General features: G+C 43.8%; 15 protein-coding genes and 1 pseudogene. 10 read left to right on the top strand and 6 right to left on the bottom strand.

Annotated elements, in window-relative coordinates:
* A pseudogene (locus QYT14_RS18315) lies at nt 1-650 on the top strand (hypothetical protein); the annotation flags it as partial.
* A gap of 233 nt (nt 651-883) precedes the next feature.
* Nucleotides 884-3,430, top strand: a complete 2,547-nt coding sequence (locus QYT14_RS18310; RefSeq protein WP_288326263.1) for a glycoside hydrolase family 2 TIM barrel-domain containing protein — start codon at nt 884-886, stop codon at nt 3,428-3,430.
* Nucleotides 3,431-3,438: 8 nt separating this feature from the next.
* Here QYT14_RS18310 and QYT14_RS18305 read toward each other — a convergent pair whose 3' ends face one another.
* Genes QYT14_RS18305 through QYT14_RS18295 form a run of 3 tightly spaced genes read right to left on the bottom strand, consistent with a single transcriptional unit; the run spans nt 3,439 to nt 7,591 of the window.
* Nucleotides 3,439-4,428 carry a hypothetical protein gene (locus tag QYT14_RS18305; protein ID WP_237040787.1) on the bottom strand — a complete coding sequence of 330 codons (990 nt, stop codon included), beginning with the start codon at nt 4,426-4,428 and terminating at the stop codon, nt 3,439-3,441.
* Nucleotides 4,429-4,484: 56 nt separating this feature from the next.
* Nucleotides 4,485-5,345 (bottom strand): lipoyl synthase, encoded by an 861-nt coding sequence (gene lipA / locus QYT14_RS18300; RefSeq protein ID WP_288326264.1) that lies wholly within the window; start codon nt 5,343-5,345, stop codon nt 4,485-4,487.
* A gap of 44 nt (nt 5,346-5,389) precedes the next feature.
* On the bottom strand, nt 5,390-7,591 hold the full coding sequence (locus QYT14_RS18295; RefSeq protein WP_288326255.1) for a S9 family peptidase: 2,202 nt from the start codon (nt 7,589-7,591) through the stop codon (nt 5,390-5,392).
* Nucleotides 7,592-7,678: 87 nt separating this feature from the next.
* Here QYT14_RS18295 and QYT14_RS18290 point away from each other — a divergent pair, with 87 nt between their 5' ends.
* Together QYT14_RS18290 and QYT14_RS18285 are read left to right on the top strand one after the other, a co-directional pair.
* Nucleotides 7,679-8,605, top strand: a complete 927-nt coding sequence (locus QYT14_RS18290) for a TIGR01212 family radical SAM protein (protein WP_288326256.1) — start codon at nt 7,679-7,681, stop codon at nt 8,603-8,605.
* A 16-nt stretch (nt 8,606-8,621) separates the two neighbouring features.
* A complete protein-coding gene (locus tag QYT14_RS18285) occupies nt 8,622-9,809 on the top strand; it encodes an FprA family A-type flavoprotein (RefSeq protein ID WP_288326265.1) in 1,188 nt (395 codons plus the stop codon).
* A gap of 119 nt (nt 9,810-9,928) precedes the next feature.
* Here QYT14_RS18285 and QYT14_RS18280 read toward each other — a convergent pair whose 3' ends face one another.
* From QYT14_RS18280 to QYT14_RS18270, 3 genes are read right to left on the bottom strand one after another with little or no spacing between them, the layout of a single operon-like run.
* Nucleotides 9,929-10,762 (bottom strand): mechanosensitive ion channel domain-containing protein, encoded by an 834-nt coding sequence (locus tag QYT14_RS18280; RefSeq protein WP_237040801.1) that lies wholly within the window; start codon nt 10,760-10,762, stop codon nt 9,929-9,931.
* Nucleotides 10,763-10,812: 50 nt separating this feature from the next.
* On the bottom strand, nt 10,813-11,424 hold the full coding sequence (locus QYT14_RS18275) for an L-threonylcarbamoyladenylate synthase (protein ID WP_288326257.1): 612 nt from the start codon (nt 11,422-11,424) through the stop codon (nt 10,813-10,815).
* 6 nt (nt 11,425-11,430) lie between these two features.
* Nucleotides 11,431-13,431 carry a tetratricopeptide repeat protein gene (locus QYT14_RS18270; protein ID WP_288326258.1) on the bottom strand — a complete coding sequence of 667 codons (2,001 nt, stop codon included), beginning with the start codon at nt 13,429-13,431 and terminating at the stop codon, nt 11,431-11,433.
* Between the two features lie 233 nt (nt 13,432-13,664).
* Between QYT14_RS18270 and QYT14_RS18265 the strand changes: the two genes are divergently transcribed.
* From QYT14_RS18265 to QYT14_RS18240, 6 genes are all read left to right on the top strand, one after another.
* The gene (locus QYT14_RS18265) at nt 13,665-14,612 is read left to right on the top strand and encodes an SPFH domain-containing protein (protein WP_288326259.1); all 948 of its coding nucleotides are present in this window, start codon (nt 13,665-13,667) and stop codon (nt 14,610-14,612) included.
* Between the two features lie 17 nt (nt 14,613-14,629).
* The gene (locus QYT14_RS18260) at nt 14,630-14,830 is read left to right on the top strand and encodes an Arc family DNA-binding protein (protein WP_237040794.1); all 201 of its coding nucleotides are present in this window, start codon (nt 14,630-14,632) and stop codon (nt 14,828-14,830) included.
* A 96-nt stretch (nt 14,831-14,926) separates the two neighbouring features.
* The gene (locus tag QYT14_RS18255; protein WP_288326260.1) at nt 14,927-16,192 is read left to right on the top strand and encodes a carboxypeptidase-like regulatory domain-containing protein; all 1,266 of its coding nucleotides are present in this window, start codon (nt 14,927-14,929) and stop codon (nt 16,190-16,192) included.
* Between the two features lie 21 nt (nt 16,193-16,213).
* On the top strand, nt 16,214-16,759 hold the full coding sequence (locus QYT14_RS18250) for an RNA polymerase sigma-70 factor (RefSeq protein ID WP_288326261.1): 546 nt from the start codon (nt 16,214-16,216) through the stop codon (nt 16,757-16,759).
* 2 nt (nt 16,760-16,761) lie between these two features.
* Nucleotides 16,762-17,610: a FecR domain-containing protein gene (locus QYT14_RS18245; RefSeq protein ID WP_288326262.1), complete on the top strand. Its 849-nt coding sequence runs from the start codon at nt 16,762-16,764 to the stop codon at nt 17,608-17,610.
* A 64-nt stretch (nt 17,611-17,674) separates the two neighbouring features.
* Nucleotides 17,675-19,171 carry a carboxypeptidase-like regulatory domain-containing protein gene (locus QYT14_RS18240; RefSeq protein ID WP_288326267.1) on the top strand — a complete coding sequence of 499 codons (1,497 nt, stop codon included), beginning with the start codon at nt 17,675-17,677 and terminating at the stop codon, nt 19,169-19,171.
* Nucleotides 19,172-19,507: the final 336 nt, after the last annotated feature.

Genomic DNA, 19,507 nt, shown 5'->3' with positions numbered 1-19,507 from the left:
ATTATCCCATTATCAGTCAGGATAGCAGTATTCTTTTGTCCGAGATAACAGTTACCGGTAAGAAAGGAAGAGTGTTTCGGGATAAGATGATGGGAAGGTTGGACAGCCTAGCGCAGATAAGTATCGGGGTTGCATGGGATTGCGGATGTTCTTCATATGATGGAACAACTTATCTGAATGATTATAAAGGATATTCACATCATCCAATAGGATGTCCGTGTATTCCACCCAAGAAAAAGATTCCTCCTGTTATTGGAAAGAGGTACGCGCTTATAAAATATGAACCTGTGGGGAAAAAAGGTGGATGGAATGATGGATGGATTGTAACTGCTATGGATCATGTCATTTATCAGGGAGAGGAATTTACCGAAGAAGAACTTCTTCGCATGAACAACCTATGGCGTGTAAAAGGCTATTACGGCACGCGCGAGTTCTACCAACCCGATGAGCTGGACATGCAAAGCCCGATGCCGGATGCGCGGAACGTCTTGCTGTGGAAACCGGACATTGTCACCGATGAGAAAGGAGAAGCCGAAGTGGAGTTCTTCTGTTCGGACATCAATACAAGCTTTGTGGGCGTGATGGAAGGGACGGATGGCTTAGGAAACTTAGGCACGTCTCAGTGCGAGTTCAGGGTGTTGAAACCATAAAAAATGATAGGATGACAAAATTAAAAAATAGATGGCTCTTGTGGAGATTGCCTTTGATTTTTTTCGCTTCCTGCAAATTGAATGAGGGGCGATGGAAAAATCCTATTAGGATGGAATTATGGGCAAACCTGTCAAATAGCTGTTACTATGAAATGAGTTAGGAAATTAAATATCAAGAAATGAAAAATACACGATTAGTATTTGCTTTTTGTATCTGCCTCTTTTGCAGCGTGATGAAAGCACAGCTATCTGAATCTCCAAGAAAGAATATAAACTTTAATCGCGAATGGAAATATGCGCGTGGGGATGTGCGGGGAGCCGAAAAAAATGGATATGATGATTCGGATTGGGAAACGGTGGGAGTGCCGCATTCGTTCAGTATTCCTTATTTTATGTCGAAAGATTTTTATGTGGGGTATGGATGGTATCGCAAGAGTTTCCGGTTGTCGGAAGATGACTTGAAGAAATGTACTTTCATTGAGTTCGACGGTGTTTTTCAAGAAGCTGAAGTCTATATGAACGGACAAAGGGTGGGAAGCCATGTCGGAGGATATACCGGTTTTTCTGTCGATGTGACTAAAGCTGTGAGGACGGGTTATAACGAAATGGCAGTGCGTGTTAATAATATATGGAAACCTGATGTGGCACCGCGTGCGGGGGAGCATGTCTTTAGTGGGGGAATTTATCGCAATGTAAGGCTCGTGCAGAAATCGAAGGTTTATATTGATTGGTATGGTACGTTTGTTACCACTCCCGAACTGGGGAAGAACCGGGGAAAAGCATCTACCGTTAAAGTGACTACGGAAGTGTGTAACCGCTCAAGTCTCTCTTCGGAATATAAATTGGTGACTGAGGTTCGGAAACTGAATGGGGAGGCGGTGACTTCTGTCATTACGACCGGGTATATCGGAGCAAATGCCGACAAGCAGTTCGTGCAGGTTACACCTGTTGTAAATGAGCCGGACTTGTGGCATCCCGCTCATCCGAATCTTTATAAGCTGGTGAGTTTGCTATATAAGGGAAATGAGTTGCTTGACTGTAAAGAGACTGTGTTCGGCTTTCGTTGGTTTGAATGGACGGCGGACAGAGGGTTCTTTTTAAATGGAGAGCATCTTTTCTTTAAAGGGGCGAATGTGCATCAAGACCAGGCCGGGTGGGGAGATGCGGTGACGGAGGCTGCCATGAGGCGGGACGTGCAACAAATGAAGGAAGCAGGCTTCGACTTTATCAGAGGGTCACATTATCCGCATGCGCCTGCTTTCTCTAAGGCTTGTGATGAAATGGGGATGTTGTTTTGGTCGGAAGCTCCTTTTTGGGGGATTGGCGGGTTTGGCCCTGACGGGTATTGGAATTCGAGCGCATATCCCATTTATGAAAAAGACAGGCCCGGGTTTGATGCCAGTGCGTTACAGCAGTTGGGAGAGATGATTCGCATTCATCGCAATCATCCTTCTATCGTGGCATGGAGTATGTGTAATGAGGCGTTTTTCTCTGCACCGGAGGCAATGGACGGAGTGAGGGGGTTATTGAAAAAGATGGTGGCTTTGTCGCATCAGCTTGACCCGACACGTCCTGCTGCAATAGGTGGGGCGCAGCGCCCGTTGGGAGCGGGAAGAATTGACAAACTGGGTGATATCGGCGGATATAATGGTGATGGAGCTACTCAGCCTGATTTCCTGAACCCGGGGATTCCGGGGGTGGTCTCTGAATATGGCAGTACGACTGCCGACAGACCGGGGGAATATATTCCGGGATGGGGGGACTTGGAGAAGAATGATGGTTGGAAAGGCTATGAGTGGAGGAGCGGACAGGCTGTGTGGTGCGGGTTCGACCACGGAAGTATTGCCGGAAGTCAGTTGGGCAAGATGGGTATTGTGGATTATTTCCGTATTCCAAAGCGTTCATGGTATTGGTATCGGAATGAATATAATCATATAGCGCCTCCCGAATGGGCAAAAGCCGGTGTTCCGGCTAAGTTGAGGCTGGAAGCGGATAAGACAACGGGGATTAGTGCCGACGGTACGGATGATGTGCAATTGACGGTGACGGTGCTGGATGCACAAGGAAAAGAAATCAGTAATTCTCCCGAGGTGACATTAAGATTGGTGGACGGCCCCGGTGAGTTTCCTACGGGGACATCTATTACTTTTAAACAGGGGAGTGATATCCGTATGCTGGATGGGAAAGCGGCTATCGCTTTCCGGTCGTATTACGCCGGGAAGACTCTTATCGAGGCTGTTTCTCCGGGATTGGCTCCGGCACGTGTGGAACTGCTCTTTGAAGAGGCTCCTCAATATGTTCCGAATGTGACTCCGCAGGTGAAAGAGCGTCCGTATGTCCGTTATATTTCGGCAAATAAAGAACGTCCGTTGCAGACTTTCGGACGCAATAATCCGACGTTTACCGGCAGTCAGGCTGAAGGACATGCGGCTGCATTGGCTGCCGACGGGAATGTGACCACTTGGTGGCAGGCTGCGAAAGGGGATGCTTCGCCTTATTGGTTGCTTGATACGGAGAAGGGATTGGATTTGCAACAAATTACTTTGGTTTTTCCGCAAACGGCTGTTTATAGATTCCGGGTGGAGGTGTCTGACGACCGGAAGGAATGGAGGGTGATAGAGGATATGAAGGAGAACCGGATGCCTGTTTCCCGACATGAGATATGGTCGGATGCCGGAAAAGTAAAAGGACGGTTTGTGCGGATTAGTTTCATGGATAATACTCAAGAGATTCCGGCTGCACTGGCGGAAGTTACTGTTTCGGGTTTTGTGAGGGAGTGATTTTGAATTTACTTGAATTCTTTCCACATTTGGGCTGCTACATCCAGATGTTCAATCTCTTCTTTTAGCAAGGAACTGTAGTTGTGTTCGTCGGCTTCTATCTCTTCGGGGCTGACGAACTTTCCTCCGTCAAAATGAATCTGGCTTTCATCATCCAATGGAAGAATGTATAGTAAGACTGTTTTGGAAGTGCCTTTGGCGGGGCTTGTGATGTGCTTAAGACTGAAACGGGGCTGGATGTCTCCATCGATATACCGGCTGTATTTCTTTTCAATTTCCTTGGCGTATTGGTCTGTATCCGTTTTACATGCGTAAATATAGTCTTCCATCGGAATATCCAGTTTGCCGGGCTCTTCGCTGTGTGCGTGGCGTGGGAGTACATAAATCTTTCCGTTGCAGATGGGGGCTATCCGAAGGAACGGCATCTTTCTGTAGGTCGTGCTGACGGTCTTTACAAAAATGTAGTTGACGGCAATGGAGAGGATATACACCAGGGGAGGCAGGATATGGGTCAATGTGTAGAGCACGGGATAGGGCAGGGGACGGAACAATAGGTAAATGCCACACAGCATGAATAAATGGATGCCACTGAAGAGGGCGATAATCTGGGTGGCCCAACAATTTAAAATGGATATTTTATAATTGAAAAATGAGAATATCTTGTTGTAAACGACCGGCTCGATAAGATAAAACAAGGAAAAACTAAGGATTATGATTTCCAGTATAATGGGTACAGTACGGTCGGGGATTAATGAATCCCCACTGATAAGTTTGATGACCGAGCATACGGCAAGTGCCAACGTAGTATGCAATAACACTAAGTTGGGTCGATAGATGGGGGGCTTGGCCTGTCTGTATAACACATAAAGCAAACTGGCCAGACTACAGGCATATAAAACGTATGCATCTGAAAAAAAAATACATAAAATCATGCATACAATAGTAGGAATTAATCCTGTAGACATGATTAAATTCTTATACTCTAGTAATGATTTCATTCTCTCTATCTCTTTTATATCTTTATAACAAATGAGATATAAAATAGGTTTGCGGATTAGCCTTTAAATTTAATATGTTTTTCTGCATGATAGGAAGAACGTACCAGAGGGGCGCTTTCTACTTCTTTAAATCCTTTCTTTAACCCGATTTCACGGTATATCTTGAATTGTTCGGGGGTGATATATTCTGCCACCGGATAGTGCTTGTGGGTGGGTTGCAGGTATTGGCCGATGGTCATTATTTTACAACCGTGAGCCAATAGGTCGTCCATGACTTGTTCTACTTCTTCTTGTGTCTCGCCCAATCCCACCATGATGCCGGATTTTGCCGTGATACCATTGTCGGCTATCTGCTTGATGACTTTCAGGCTGGTGTCATAATGGGCGGCACTGCGCACCAGCGGGCTTATGCGCCGAACTGTCTCCATATTGTGCGAAATGATGTCGGGCTTGGCGTCGATGACTTGCTGTATCAGTTCGCTCTTTCCCTGGAAGTCGGGAATCAGCACTTCGGAGGTGGTTTCGGGGTTTAATCTTTTTATTTCGAGAATGGTTTTTGCCCAGTGGAAAGCACCTAAATCTTCCAAATCGTCACGGTCTACCGAAGTGATGACGGCATGTGAGAGTTTCATTAACCGGATGGATTCTGCCACGTGGGTGGGCTCTTCGGGGTCGAGGGGAAGGGGCCGGCCGGTCTGGGTGTTACAGAATTTGCATGAACGGGTGCAGATGTTTCCGCCTATCATAAATGTGGCTGTCCCTTTTCCCCAACATTCACCCATATTGGGGCAACGGCCACTGCTGCAGATGGTGTGTAGTTTGTGGGAATCTACAATATGTTTTGTTTCGGCATATCGTGCATTTGCACCTATGTTTATTTTCAGCCAGTCCGGTTTCTTGACGTGATTCATGGTTATTTGTTTTTTTTCAGGCACGGTAACCCGTGCCTGATGAATATGTATTATTTCAAGTTCTCAATAAAGAAGTTACTTACACGTGTGAGTAAGTGGTGGCGTGTATTGCCGCCGAAAATGCCATGGTTGCGGTTTGTGTAAACCTGCATGTCAAATTGCTTGTCGGCTTGTACCAACGCTTCGCTATATTCGGCTGCATTACGCAGATGTACATTGTCATCGGCCGAACCGTGAATCAATAACAATTCACCATGTAATTTGTTGGCGCGGTTGATAGCTGATGAGGCTTCGTAGCCTTCCATGTTTTCTTTCGGAGTGCGCATGAAACGTTCTGTATAAACAGAGTCGTAGAAACGCCAGTCGGTAGGTGCGGCAATGGCAACGCCTGCCTTGAAGATAGGGGTGCCTTCGCTCATTGACATCAATGTGTTGTAGCCACCGAAACTCCATCCCCAGATGCCGATGCGGTTTCCGTCTATGTAAGGCAGGGTGCTGAGGTATTTAGCGGTTTCTACCTGGTCTTTGGCTTCTTTTACTCCTAGGTTGAGGTAGGTGCACTTTTCAAATTCAGCACCGCGGCCACCGGTTCCACGTCCGTCTACACATACCATGATAAAGCCTTTGTCGGCCATATAAGCTTCGAAAAGTCCTCCGTTGCCCATGGCTCCTATTCCCCAACGGTCTAAAACTTGCTGAGAGCCGGGACCGCTGTATTGGTGCAGGATGACAGGGTATTTCTTGCCGGCATCGAAATGGGCGGGTTTCATTATCCAACCGTTCAATTCTACTCCGTCTGTGGTCTTGAAGGTGAAGAATTCTTTGCTCGGCATATTCAAGCCCGACATTTGTTGTTTCAACTTTTGATTGTCAACCAAAGTGGTCAGCACTTTTCCGTTGTTATCGTTCAGAGTGATGACAGGAGGTATATTGGCACTGGAGTATGTGTTGACAAAATATTTCATGTTTTTACTGAAGATGGCGCTATTGCTGCCTTCTTGAGTAGAAAGTTTGGTCTTTCTCCCTTTTGCGTCTATTTTATAGACAGCTGTGCGGAGAGGGCTACCTTCGTTGCTGGTGAAATAGAAGGTGTTGTTAGCCTGATCCCAACCCAAAAAGTCTTTTACTTCAAAGTTGCCTTTGGTGATTTGTTTGACAAGGTTGCCGCCGCTGGTGTACAGATACAGATGATTGTATCCGTCTTTTTCACTCATGATAACGAAATGGTCGGGATAAAAAGTGATATTTGAATAGGCGTCTTCTTTGATGTATTGCGGGGCTTCATCACGAACCATCAGCTTACAGAGCGTGCTGCGCGGATTGGCATAATAAAGGTCAAAACGGTTCTGGTGACGGTTGAGTGTCATAATAGCCAATGCGTTTTCATCATTGGTGAATTTGATGCGCGGGATGTAACCGTCTTCGTCTAAAGGTAAATCCATTTTGCGGGTTACTTTACTCTTGATATCGAAGGTATGTACCGATACTTTGGAGTTGTCGATACCGGGCATGGGGTATTTATATTCGTATTCTCCCGGATAGGTGGCATATTGGTCTAATGATGGGGATTTGCCTTTATAGAGCGGGAAAGAGTACATGGGAACTTTGCTTTCGTCGAAACGGATATAGGCAATCATTTTGCTGTCTGCACTGAAATCGAATGCACGGTTGAAGCCGAATTCTTCTTCATATACCCAGTCGGGGATACCGTTTAATACTTCATTGTATTTGCCGTCGGTGGTAATTTGTGACTCGCTGTTGTTGAACAGGAGTTTGACCAGATAGATGTTGTTGTTGCGCACAAAGGCAATCTGGGTACCGTCCGGCGAGAATAAAGGAACTTGTTGCGGTCCTCCTGTAGAGAGCGGTTCCATCTTATTGTTCTTTACATTGAAAATATAATAATTGGCGGTAAAGGAACGGCGGTAGATGGGCTTGGTATCTGTTTGAATCAGAATCAGGCTTTCATTGGGCGACATAATGTAGTCGTCAAAATGCTTGATGGTGCAGTCGCGGGCTGTTTTCACATCAAAAATAGTTGCGACTTCTTTTCCTGTTTTAAACGAATATTTGACAAGACGTTTGCCGTCGCTGCTGATTTGGGTGTAGTGTTCACCGTCCAGCATCGGTCTGATGCCTCTGATTCCTTCAGCACGATAGGTAGCATTTGCTACGTCTTTGATGGTTACTTGTTGCGCATTGACCGGCAACAGGCACATAAGCAGAATAATAAATATGCTTAATTTTTTCATAATAAATAAATTCTTTAAATGATAACTGAGGACAAAGTTAAGACTTTTGTTTGAAAATGCGTATCTTTGTCGCGCTAAAATCAGTTCATGTACAAAGAGATGCTATACAATGATTTATCAACCTTCCTAAGTCTGCACTTTCCGTTCAAGGTGCAGAAGATTTCCATTAATGCAGGCTTTACTTGTCCTAATCGGGATGGTTCGGTAGGTTATGGGGGCTGTACTTATTGCAATAACCAGACGTTTAACCCTGCTTATTGCCATACGGATAAGTCGGTGGGACAGCAATTGGAGGAAGGAAAGCGGTTCTTTTCCGGGAAATACCCTGAAATGAAATATTTGGCTTATTTTCAGGCTTATACTAATACTTACGGTGAACTGGAGGAGTTGAAACGCAAGTATGAAGAGGCATTGGCTGTGGCTGATGTGGTGGGGCTGGTCATAGGAACACGACCGGACTGTATGCCCGATGATTTGCTGGACTATCTGGAAGAACTGAATAAACGGACTTTCGTATGGATAGAATATGGCATTGAAAGTACGGATGATGAGACATTGAGACGAATCAACCGGGGACATACGTTTGCAGAGGCTGAGGATGCTATTGTGAGAACAGCACGCAGGGGGATGCCGGTCGGAGGACATGTGATATTGGGATTGCCGGGAGAAGAAAGGGAGGCTTTGATAAAACAGGCGGAACAGCTTTCGCACCTGCCGCTCACCACGCTGAAGTTGCACCAATTGCAATTGATAAGGGGGACGCGGATGGCGAGTGAATATGAAAAGACACCGGAACTTTTTCATTTGTATTCTGCCGACGAATATATTGATTTGGTGATTGATTATATAGAGCATCTCCGTCCCGATTTGGTGTTGGAACGTTTTGTTTCGCAATCGCCGAAAGAGTTGCTGATAGCTCCCGATTGGGGGTTGAAGAACTATGAATTCACGGAAAAGGTGAAGAAAAGAATGAATGAAAGAAATGCCTGGCAAGGCAAATACTATAAACCATAAAGAAGAAAATACAGGTATGGAAATTAAAGGAAAAGTACATTATGTAGGAGTGAATGACCGTAATAAGCCTCTGTTCGAAAACTTGTGGCCGTTGCCTTATGGCGTGTCCTATAACTCTTATCTGATTGATGATGAGATGGTGGCGCTGGTGGATACTGTTGATGTTTGCTATTTTGAAGTGTATTTAAAGAAGATTCGTAGTATAATCGGTGACAGACCTATCAATTATCTGATTATTAACCACATGGAACCTGATCATTCCGGTTCTATCAGCTTGATTAAACAGTATTATCCTAATATCGTAATTGTAGGCAACAAGAAAACTTTCGATATGGTGGAAGGTTTCTATGGTGTGGGAGGAGAACGTTATGTGGTAGGCGAAGGAGATTTCCTGGCATTGGGACATCATAAGTTACGTTTCTCTCTGATTCCGATGGTGCATTGGCCTGAAACAATGGTCACGTATGATGAGACCGAGGGTATTCTGTTCTCGGGAGATGCTTTCGGCTGCTTCGGCGCTTTGAACGGAGGGGTGATTGACGCAAATATCAATACGGATATTTATTGGGATGAGATGGTGAGATATTACTCTAACATTGTGGGTAAGTATGGAGCTCCGGTTCAAAAAGCATTGCAGAAACTGCAAGGTTTGAAGATTAACGCTATTTGTGCAACGCACGGACCGGTGTGGACGGAAGAGATTCCCCGCGTAGTGCGTATCTATGATCGCTTGAGCCGTTATGAAGCGGAAGAAGGGGTGGTGATTGCCTATGGTACAATGTATGGCAATACTGCTGAGGTGGCAGAAACAATAGCGGAGGAATTAAGTAAACAGGGTATCCGCAATATTGTGATGCATAATGTGTCACATACCAACCATTCTTATATTATAGCGGATGTGTTTAAGTATAGAGGTCTGATAGTGGGCTGTCCTACTTATAATACGCAGATGTATCCTGAAATGGAAGCGTTGCTGAACAAATTGTCTGCACGTGAGATAAAGGGACGCTATATGGGATGGTTCGGCTCTTTCACTTGGGCGAGTGCTGCCGTAAAGAAGATTACGGAATTCAATGATAAGCTGAAGTTTGAACCGGTTGGAAATCCGATAGAAATGAAGCATAGCATGAAAGCGGAAACTTATGCACAATGCAAGGAATTGGCGAAGGCTATGGCGGATCGTTTGAAAGCGGATAGGAAATAAAAGACGTATGGTTGCGCTGGCGCAGCTTTAGGTTTGATAAAAGAAGAACCAATCAGAGCACATCGGGAGTCTGATTGGTTCTTTCGTTTTTTTTCTGTCTAAAGACAAACAAGCATGATTTATGCTTGATGTACAGTAAGTTGCGGGAAGGGGAAATTGATTCCTTCTTTGTTGAAGGTAGCATATACCGTTTGGTTCATGTAGAAGAATACATCCCAATAATCGGAGCTCTTCACCCATACTCTGACTTTGATGTTTACGCTGCTGGCTGCCAGTTCTCCCAACTCAATGAAGGGGGCCGGAGCAGTCTGTATGCGTTGGTCTGCTTTAATGATATTGCGCAATACTGTTTCCACTTTCTCAAAGTCTTCTCCATAGTCTACTCCGAAGTTCCATTCAATGCGGCGGGTATCTAAGTTGCTATAATTGGTGATGACACCGCTGCTCATTGCACCATTGGGCACATACACCATTTTGTTGTCCGGGGTAATGAGGATGGTATGGAAAATCTGGATTTCTTTTACCGTACCTGACGCACCGGTTGAGGCGTCAATATAGTCTCCCACTTTGTAAGGTCTGAACAACAGGATAATCAAGCCGCCTGCAAAGTTTTGCAAATTGCCCGACAGGGCCATACCGATAGCGACACCGGCAGATGCTAACAGGGCTGCGAATCCGGTTAATTCAATGCCCAGCTTGCCGATGACGGCCAAGATAAGCATGATGAGCAACAGGATATTGACCATGCTCTTTAAAAATGACTGGATGCTGGGGTCTACCTTACGTCTTTCCAGTATCCGGGCAAATAAGCGGTTTAACCAATTAACCAGGAACTTACCTATTATAAATATAACAAGTGCACCCAGTACTCGTCCACCCAGGGAGATTCCCGCGTCAATAAGTTTCTCAAGCGCGTTGGTTATTTGAACGCTGGTTTCTGATGATGATAACATTAACATGATAATTTTACTTTGATAGTTTTTATATTAAACAATTAAATGGATTATTCGTTCAAAATTCCTTTTCCTTGCCGTACAATTTCTGCTTCTTCGTTGGTGCAGTCTACGATAGTAGAGGGTTCTATGCCTCCAATGCCGCCGTCTATGACAAGGTCCACCTGATTGCCGAACTTTTCTTCTATCAATTCGGGGGTGGTGATGTACTCCACCTCTTCTCCCTCTTCCAGAGGCAAGGTGGTGGTCAGTATGGGGGCATCGAGTAACCGGCAGATTTCACGGATGATGTGATTGTCCGGGATACGAATACCTACCTCCTTGCGGTTCCTGAATATTTTGGGCAAACGATTGCCGGTATTTAATATAAAGGTAAACGGACCGGGAAGATTTCGTTTCATTAATTTGAAAGTTGTATTGTCTACCTTGGCATATTCGCTAATATTACTCAGGTCGTAGCAGATAATGGATAGGTTGTTCTTTCGAGGGTCAATGTTTTTGAACTTGCAGATACTTTCAATGGCACGTTCTTTCAACCCATGACAACCGATGGCGTACATGGTGTCGGTGGGATAAATAATAAGACCTCCCTCTTGTAGGATTTCGACAATTCGGTCTAAATCCTTTGGATTATTATTCTTTTCGTACAGTTTTAACAGCATGGTATTTTAATCTTTAGCATTTTTTTCGCGCAATCGTTCTGCAATGGCCCATTGCAGAGCTGCTTCTTCTTCTTTTCCTGTTCTCATCAGTGCATCTCCAAACAGTTCGTGCGCCTTGGCATGCTCGGGCTTGATGGATACGGCACGGTCGAAATCGGCAAGAGCTCCTTCTATATTATTGAGTGCCATTCGGTTTTTCCCACGGTTGTATATGGCTTTGAATAGCATGGGACTGAGACGTACGGCCTCATTCAGGCATACTTCTGCTTCGTAGTATTCTTTATTATTGTATAAAGTGATTCCTTTTCGAACCCATGCATCTGTATAAGACGGATTGAGTTCGATGGCTTTATCATAATTGGCAATGGCCGCCCGCGAGTCATGTGCCTGCGTGATACATTCATTTCCCATGAAGTAGTATTCGCGGGCATATTTCTCCAGATTCTTGCGCTGTACATATAATTGTTCCCGCAACCGTTGGTTTTCCTTTTTCTGCCGATTGATAATCTCGAGCTTCTTGCGGATAAATCGTTTGATGACGGGCTTTTCTATATCATATCTGGAATGGATGGCAAGGAAGAATTGCTCTAGGAATCCTTCAAAGTTTCCTTGGTCGAACTGTTTGACCGCTTCTACATATTGCACATCCGCTTGTGCCTGTTTCAATGCTTTTTCTATGGCTGGACGGTTGTTGAACCTTTGAGCGAAGTTCACGATTTCCGGACGGACGAATATATCGCCCCGGGTGATTTGCTTTGTCAATCGGATGCCGTCCAAAGAGGTGCAACGGCTTAAGGCTACGTATGCCTGTCCTCCGGCAAATACTCCTCCGGTAAAGTCGACAACTACACGACTGAACGTAAGACCTTGGCTTTTGTGTATGGTTATTGCCCATGCCAGACGAATGGGATATTGGATAAATACACCTAATTCCTCTTCTTCTATCTTTTTCTCCTTGTCGTTATAGCGGTAGCGTATGTTGCGCCAACTGTCTTTTTTAACATCGACTTCCTTTCCGTCTTCTGTGATGACATAGAGAGTTTCATCTTCGTCTATGCCTGCGATGGTTCCGATAGTTCCGTTTACCCAACGACGCTCATAGTCATTCTTTATAAAGATAATCTGTGCGCCGGGTTTTACTTCCAATTCCATTTGGGTGGGCAAGCTGTTTTCCGGGAATTCTCCTTTTATCTCACCGGTGAATATGGTTGAGTCTCCGGGAAGTTCGGCTAGTTTCTTCTCGTTGATAAAATCAACGGTATCCCGTCGTGTGGCTAGTGTGATATACATATCACTTTCGTTCTCTTCTATTTTGGCATTATACCGTGTGTTGAGCAGTTGTAAATCAGCAGCTCCGGCTGTATTTGTACGAATATGGTCTAAGACATTTACAAATACTTTGTCTGTCTGGCGATAAACTTTAATCAGCTCGATGGAAATCAACTCTATTTCATTGAATACGCGTGCCGAAAAGAAGTAAGGGGTGGGATAGAAACGGTTGATGATTTCTCGTTCGTCATTTTTGAGAACAGGTTCAAGTTGGTATACATCTCCCACTAAAAGAATTTGCTTTCCACCGAAGGGTTCACGCATATTCTGCGAATATACGCGCAATATCTTATCGATGAAATCAATAATGTCTGCTCTCACCATGGATATCTCATCAATAATGACCAGTTCCACTTCTTTTATTAATTTGCGGTGGGCAGAAGTATATTTTAGGAAGCTATGAAGTTTTCCACCTTTCAAACTGAAATTGGGGTCATCCGGCAATAAGGGATAAAAGGGAAGCTTAAAGAAACTGTGCAAGGTGCTTCCGCCTGCATTGATAGCTGCTATGCCGGTGGGAGCCAATACAATATGTTTCTTCTTGGTTATTTCGCATACATATTTTAAGAAGGTAGACTTGCCTGTACCCGCTTTTCCGGTTAGAAAAACGGACTGGCGCGTATATTGAATGAGATTCAAGGCGTCTTGAAACTCTTTGTTTTGGGTATCTACCTGCATGTATGCTCTATTTTAAGATGAATGGCAAAGATAGCGGAAATCCTGCAAAAAGACATAAAAAAGGCGGTTAAAAAACGCTCTCTGCCGATTACAATATGAAGAGACCAGCTTGTCTTGCTACTCATTTTGTCTTAAAATATACATTTGCTGTTGTTTAACATGTTATTTCATTTGCTTTTTCGGTGTTTTATTGCTTGCTTTGTGATATCAAAATAATATCAAATTAATGTACTATGGAATCAAAAGAAAAGACTTACAATGGCATGGTAATCAATGGATTTGTTGCTATCTTGTTTAATTTGGTGATGTTGCCGGCACTGGCTTTCCTAAGTTTCTATCTGCTGGAAGAAATTGTTTGGTTGGCTGTCCCGGTATTGCTTGTGCTTATTCTGGCATTTGTATTGATGCTGCCGGGATATTTTTCTCAAGAGCCTAATGAAGCTCGTGTTATGGTTTTCTTTGGAAAGTATGAAGGAACTTTCAAGAAAACAGGATTTTATTGGGTGAATCCTTTTATGAATAAGAAGAAACTTTCGTTACGTGCGCGTAATTTGGATGTTGAACCGATTAAGGTAAATGATAAGATAGGTAATCCTATTCTTATCGGTCTTGTATTGGTGTGGAAACTGAAGGATACGTATAAAGCTATGTTTGAGATTGATGCACAAACAATGGCTGAAAAGGGGAATGGCCAGGTGTCTGTAACGGTGGCCGGACGGATGAATGCTTTCGAAGCTTTTGTGCGTGTGCAGAGTGATGCGGCATTGCGCCAAGTGGCGGGAGAATATGCTTATGACGATAATGAACATGATAAAAATGAATTGACTTTGCGTGGCGGAGGGGAAGAAATAAACAATCAGTTAGAACATCAATTGAACGAGCGTTTGGCAATGGCGGGTATGGAAGTGGTTGAGGCGCGCATCAATTATTTGGCTTATGCACCCGAAATTGCAGCAGTGATGCTTCGCCGACAGCAGGCAAGTGCTATTATTACTGCTCGTGAAAAGATTGTGGAAGGGGCGGTGTCAATGGTCAAGATGGCATTGGACAAGCTCTCGGAAGAAGAAATCGTGGAGCTGGACGAAGAGAAGAAGGCGGCAATGGTCAGCAATTTATTAGTTGTATTGTGTGCTGACGAGCCTGCACAGCCTGTTATCAATTCGGGAACATTGAATCATTAAGCTTTTGGAAGAACGGAATGGCAAAAAAGGAAACTATAAAAAGTTTTGTGCTTCGTGTAGATGCCGAAACAATGGAGGCGATCGAAAAGTGGGCGGCAGATGAGTTCCGTTCCACTAACGGTCAGCTTCAATGGATTATAGCGGAGGCATTGCGGAAAAACGGAAGGATGAAAAAGAAGAAATCGGTTGCAAAAGAAAAGGAGATAACAGAAGAATAATAAAAAAATATTCTTATCTTCATAGGGTATTTGCGTGCTGAGCCATCTTAAAGATAGAAAGCAAGATTAGTATTTACCTTTTAATACCTTATGAAGATGAAAAAGCAGAATAAACATTTGGTGGAACTGATACTGGCGGTGCTCCTGGGGTTGGTTGTTATCCCAATGTGGGGACAAGAAGGGGGCTCTGCAGGATATATCACTGTTAGTGGTGTCGTAAAAGATAAACAGAGCAGGAAAGACTTGGAGTATGTCAATGTATCAGTGCCCGGCAGTAATATCGGAACAGTAACTAATTCTGATGGCGCCTTTACTTTGAAGTTGGATAGTGCGGAGCATATTCCGTATTTGGAAATTTCGCATATCGGCTATCGGAATGTGCGTGTGAATCTTAAGCCGGGAAATCTTGACGGTTTGAAAATTCTATTGAGTCCTTATACCAATATATTGGGAGAAGTGATTGTGTATGCTAATAATCCCCGATATATTGTAGAGGAAGCTATTCGTAAAATACCTCTCAATTATAGCGGTAGGAGTAATATGCTGACAGGGTTCTATCGGGAGACTGTTCAGAAAGGGCGTCGTTATATCAATATTTCCGAGGCTGTGATTCATACTTATAAAACTTCTTATGAAAGCAGGGAGACGACTCGTGACGGGGTGCAGGTTTTAAGAGGGAGGCGTTTGCTCAGTCAAAAGCGGAGCGATACGTTGGCGGTAAAGTTGGCGGGTGGTCCCACATTGTCTGTCTATGTGGATGTTGTGAAGAATCAGGACGCATTATTGGATATGGAGAGTTTGGACTTCTATCAGTTTAATATGGAGGAGCCTGTTCAATTAGATAACCGCTTGCAATATGTGATAAGTTTTCGTCCCAAAGTGGTATTGCCTTATGCTTTGTATTATGGCAAGCTGTATGTGGATTATGAGAAGTTGTCATTTACCCATGCCGAATTCAGTCTCAGTATGGATAATAAGGCGAAGGCTGTTCAGGCTATATTAGAGAAGAAGCCTTATGGATTGCGCTTTAAGCCTCAGGAAGTTTCTTATCTGGTCACCTATAAAGAGCAAAATGGGAAAACCTACTTGAATTATATTCGTAATAGTATTCGGTTTAAATGTGACTGGAAACGTAAACTGTTCTCTACAGGCTATACGGTGCTTTCTGAAATGGTAGTTACCGACCGTGAAGAGAATAAGGTGGCTCCTATCCCCAATAAACTTTCGTTTGGTCAGAAAGAACCGTTTTATGATAAGGTTTATGAATATTGGAACGAGGACTTCTGGGGAGCTTACAATATTATTGAACCGACTGAATCGTTGGAACATGCGGTGCATAAACTGAAGAAACAATCACGATAATCTTTACTCATAAGTTGCGGTATGCTGAATGAACTGTTCATCCTGTCTAAGATAAAGGAAGGCGATATAAAAGCGTTCGAAGAAGTCTTTCGCCGCTATTATTCCCCTCTTTGCTGGTATGCCGCCGGTATTATCGGGCAGATGGAAGTGGCGGAAGAGATAGTAGAAGAGTTGTTTTATGTCTTTTGGCGGGAGAGAGAAAACTTGCAGATCTTTTGCTCTGTTAAAAGTTATCTGTATGGTGCGGTTCACAATGAGGCTCTTCAATATTGTGAGCATCAGGAGGTGAGGAACAGGTATCGTGAAGCTATGCAGGCGTCGGGAGAATCGGATATTTCTTCCGACCCTGAGGTGCAGATGGAATATAAAGAACTGGAAGAGTTGATTAATAGGGCGTTGGAAAAACTACCCGAACGCAGACGCTGTATCTTTAAAATGCATCGCATGGAAGGAAAGAAGTATGCCGAAATAGCATCTTTACTTACTGTTTCTGTTAAAACGGTGGAAGCGGAAATGACTAAAGCTCTAAAAGCATTGCGAAAAGAAGTTGAAAAATATATCGGATGAATATGAATCGTACAGAAAGAAATAGAACTAAAACAGATGGGGCATGGAACAGGCTTTATCAGCGTTTGGAAGAAGACCGGTTGGTGCCTGCAAAAGAAGCTGGGGGACTTCGGATGTCTCCTTTGTGGGAATGGGGGGCGGTGGCGGCTGTTTTGCTGGTGGTGTTGGCCTATGCCGGAATACATTATTTTTCTGAAGTGGAATCTCCTGTCCAATACTCTTTGATGGTGCAACAAAATAAGGAGGCTTCTACGCTGGTGACTACCCTGGAGGATGGCTCTATTGTCTATTTGGGAGGGGAGACTTCGTTGCAATATCCGGAACATTTCTTACCGGAAAAACGTGAAGTGATATTGCAGGGGAATGCACTTTTTGATGTGGTGGGGAACCGTAGCCGTCCTTTCCTGATTGAGACGGGGCTGGTACGTATTGAAGTGCTGGGAACTGCTTTTAATGTAAAAAGTGATGAGTTGAGGACTTTTGAATTGTCGGTGCAAAGAGGGAGGGTGAAGGTAACGTTTAAAAAGAATAGTCAGGAGGTGTATGTTCAGGCGGGCGAAACGGTTACGCTCAGAAAAGAAGGGTTTCATTTGAGTATGAACAGGGATGATGCGCAGTTTGCCCATTATCTGAAACATATTCGTTTTAAAGATGAGACACTGGCAAATATTCTTCGAGTTATCAATCTGCATTCGCCGGAGGTACAATTAAAGACAATTCCGTCTCTTGAACGTAGAAAGCTGACTGTTGCCTTTTCCGGGGAGTCACCGGATGCCATGGCTGAACTGATTGGTATGGCTATGAATCTAAAGTGTACTCGCGAAGGAAATACATTTATTTTATCGGAATAACAGGATGGCGAAACATATCTTTCCATATGGGTTATGTATTCTTCTTTTCTGTTGGTTGAGCTGTATGGCAACAACGGTGAAGGCGCAAGAAGAGGTGTTGAATCGTGTTGTGTACTTGCCGAAGAGTAAAGGTACGGTATACGTTTTGCTTGGGATGGTGTCCGAACGCACTGACTTTCTGTTTATTTATGACAGTAAGGTGGTGGATAATGAACGTCTTGTGAAAATCGGGAAAGGCTCGCGCACTCTTCGTCAGGCTATTACAGAAATAGTCGGAACACACGACTTGGAACTTCGTGTGGTTGGCAATCATATCTTAATCAATGCTCCGGTGGGGAGGGAGCATCCGACGGAACAGGTCGCTGATACTCTTACTCATTTTGTTTTTGAAGGAACATTGCTCGATAAAAAAAATGGGACGCCTATTGCCTATGCTACGGTAGGGATAGAGGGGACTTCCATAGGCAGTGTTACCAATCGGGAAGGTGAATTTCGTTTGTGCTTGGCCGACTCTTTGGCGCGGAAGAGTATTGTTTTTTCTCATGTCGGCTATGTGGCTCAGAAGATTGACATTCCATTGTTGACTGTCGGGCAGCATTTTACATTGACACTGGAGCCAAGAATAATTCCTTTACAGGAAGTGGTAATTCGTGTGGTAAATCCTGTTCGGCTTATGCGGGAGATGCTGGAGAAACGTATGATAAATTATTCTCAGAAACCGGTATATCTTACTACTTTTTATCGGGAGGGTATTCTGTACAAGCAAAAGTTTCGCAGCCTGACAGAAGCTGTTTTTAAGATATACAAAGCTCCTGTACAGTCTCTGTATGCGAGAGAACAAGTGAAATTACTGAAAATGAGTCGTATCACGAATGGGGTTGAACAAGATACTTTGATAGCCAAAATGAGTGGAGGGATTGATGCTTGTCTGCAATTGGATATCATTAATCATTTGCCTGATTTTCTTTTGGCTGATGCGCATAAAGATGTATATGCTTATACATCTGCTGATGTGACGATTGTCGGTGATCGTTTGGTGAATGTAATCTCGTTTGAGCAAAAAAAAGAAGTCAAAGAACCTTTGTATTGCGGTGAGCTGTATATAGATTCGGACAATGGTGCTTTATTGCAGGCGCAAATAAGGATTCATCCTCATTATATGAAGCAAGCGACAGCTATGGTGGTGCAGCGTCAGGCGCGGAGGATGAAGGTTGTTTTGCAAGAATTGATTTATACCATATCTTATAAGCCGTGGAATGGCGTTTATTATATCAATCATATTCGTGGTGACCTTCATTTTAAGGTCAAACAAAAACGTCGGTGGTTGGGCAGTTCGTCCCTTCATACTTGGTTCGAGATGGTGACTTGTAAAATAGATACAGTGGGGGTGACTCGGTTTCAGCGAAACGAGCGGATTTCCACACGGACGGTTTTTGCCGATACGCATTTCAAATATGACTCTGATTTTTGGGAGGACTTTAATGTTATTCCATGGGAAGAACAATTAATTAAAGTCATAGAACAGTTGACTTCTAAGATAGAAAAAATAGAGTATGAATAGCTAAGTGCTTTCTTCTTTTGGATTAAGTCGTTTTATTCGGTCGATTATTCTGTCCCATTGCAGCAGGATATACGTCCCACTGTAGCAGGACGTATAAATATTGCTGACAAGTTCTCTTAATCTGCCGTTTAAGAGAGCTTGGTTATAGCCGGGAGTAGATTAACCCTTCCTTTTGCTTGCGGCAAACGATTTCTGAAGAACCATTTGTGTGGTATCTATATAATAATGTATATACTTTGTTTTCCTATAGTTTATGTTCTTGTTTTTATGTTCTACAACATGTTTATAAATCAGGTAGTTAGCTAAAAGTGCTTCAAAAATTAATAAAAAAGTGTT

This window comes from uncultured Phocaeicola sp. (assembly GCF_948499155.1).
GTDB lineage: Bacteria > Bacteroidota > Bacteroidia > Bacteroidales > Bacteroidaceae > Phocaeicola > Phocaeicola faecalis.
Note: the sequence above shows the minus strand (reverse complement) of the source record. Positions and strands in the feature narration are given on the sequence as shown.

What these genes read in the sequence shown, in the direction of transcription:
- QYT14_RS18240 (WP_288326267.1), top strand. Translation starts at nt 17,675, where the DNA reads ATGGCAACAACGGTGAAGGCGCAAGAAGAGGTGTTGAATCGTGTTGTG.
- QYT14_RS18255 (WP_288326260.1), top strand. Translation starts at nt 14,927, where the DNA reads ATGAAAAAGCAGAATAAACATTTGGTGGAACTGATACTGGCGGTGCTC.
- QYT14_RS18290 (WP_288326256.1), top strand. Translation starts at nt 7,679, where the DNA reads ATGTACAAAGAGATGCTATACAATGATTTATCAACCTTCCTAAGTCTG.
- QYT14_RS18285 (WP_288326265.1), top strand. Translation starts at nt 8,622, where the DNA reads ATGGAAATTAAAGGAAAAGTACATTATGTAGGAGTGAATGACCGTAAT.
- QYT14_RS18275 (WP_288326257.1), bottom strand. Translation starts at nt 11,424, where the DNA reads ATGCTGTTAAAACTGTACGAAAAGAATAATAATCCAAAGGATTTAGAC.
- QYT14_RS18245 (WP_288326262.1), top strand. Translation starts at nt 16,762, where the DNA reads ATGAATCGTACAGAAAGAAATAGAACTAAAACAGATGGGGCATGGAAC.
- QYT14_RS18295 (WP_288326255.1), bottom strand. Translation starts at nt 7,591, where the DNA reads ATGAAAAAATTAAGCATATTTATTATTCTGCTTATGTGCCTGTTGCCG.
- QYT14_RS18280 (WP_237040801.1), bottom strand. Translation starts at nt 10,762, where the DNA reads ATGTTATCATCATCAGAAACCAGCGTTCAAATAACCAACGCGCTTGAG.
- QYT14_RS18310 (WP_288326263.1), top strand. Translation starts at nt 884, where the DNA reads ATGAAAGCACAGCTATCTGAATCTCCAAGAAAGAATATAAACTTTAAT.
- QYT14_RS18265 (WP_288326259.1), top strand. Translation starts at nt 13,665, where the DNA reads ATGGAATCAAAAGAAAAGACTTACAATGGCATGGTAATCAATGGATTT.
- QYT14_RS18260 (WP_237040794.1), top strand. Translation starts at nt 14,630, where the DNA reads ATGGCAAAAAAGGAAACTATAAAAAGTTTTGTGCTTCGTGTAGATGCC.
- QYT14_RS18270 (WP_288326258.1), bottom strand. Translation starts at nt 13,431, where the DNA reads ATGCAGGTAGATACCCAAAACAAAGAGTTTCAAGACGCCTTGAATCTC.
- QYT14_RS18250 (WP_288326261.1), top strand. Translation starts at nt 16,214, where the DNA reads ATGCTGAATGAACTGTTCATCCTGTCTAAGATAAAGGAAGGCGATATA.
- QYT14_RS18305 (WP_237040787.1), bottom strand. Translation starts at nt 4,428, where the DNA reads ATGAAATCATTACTAGAGTATAAGAATTTAATCATGTCTACAGGATTA.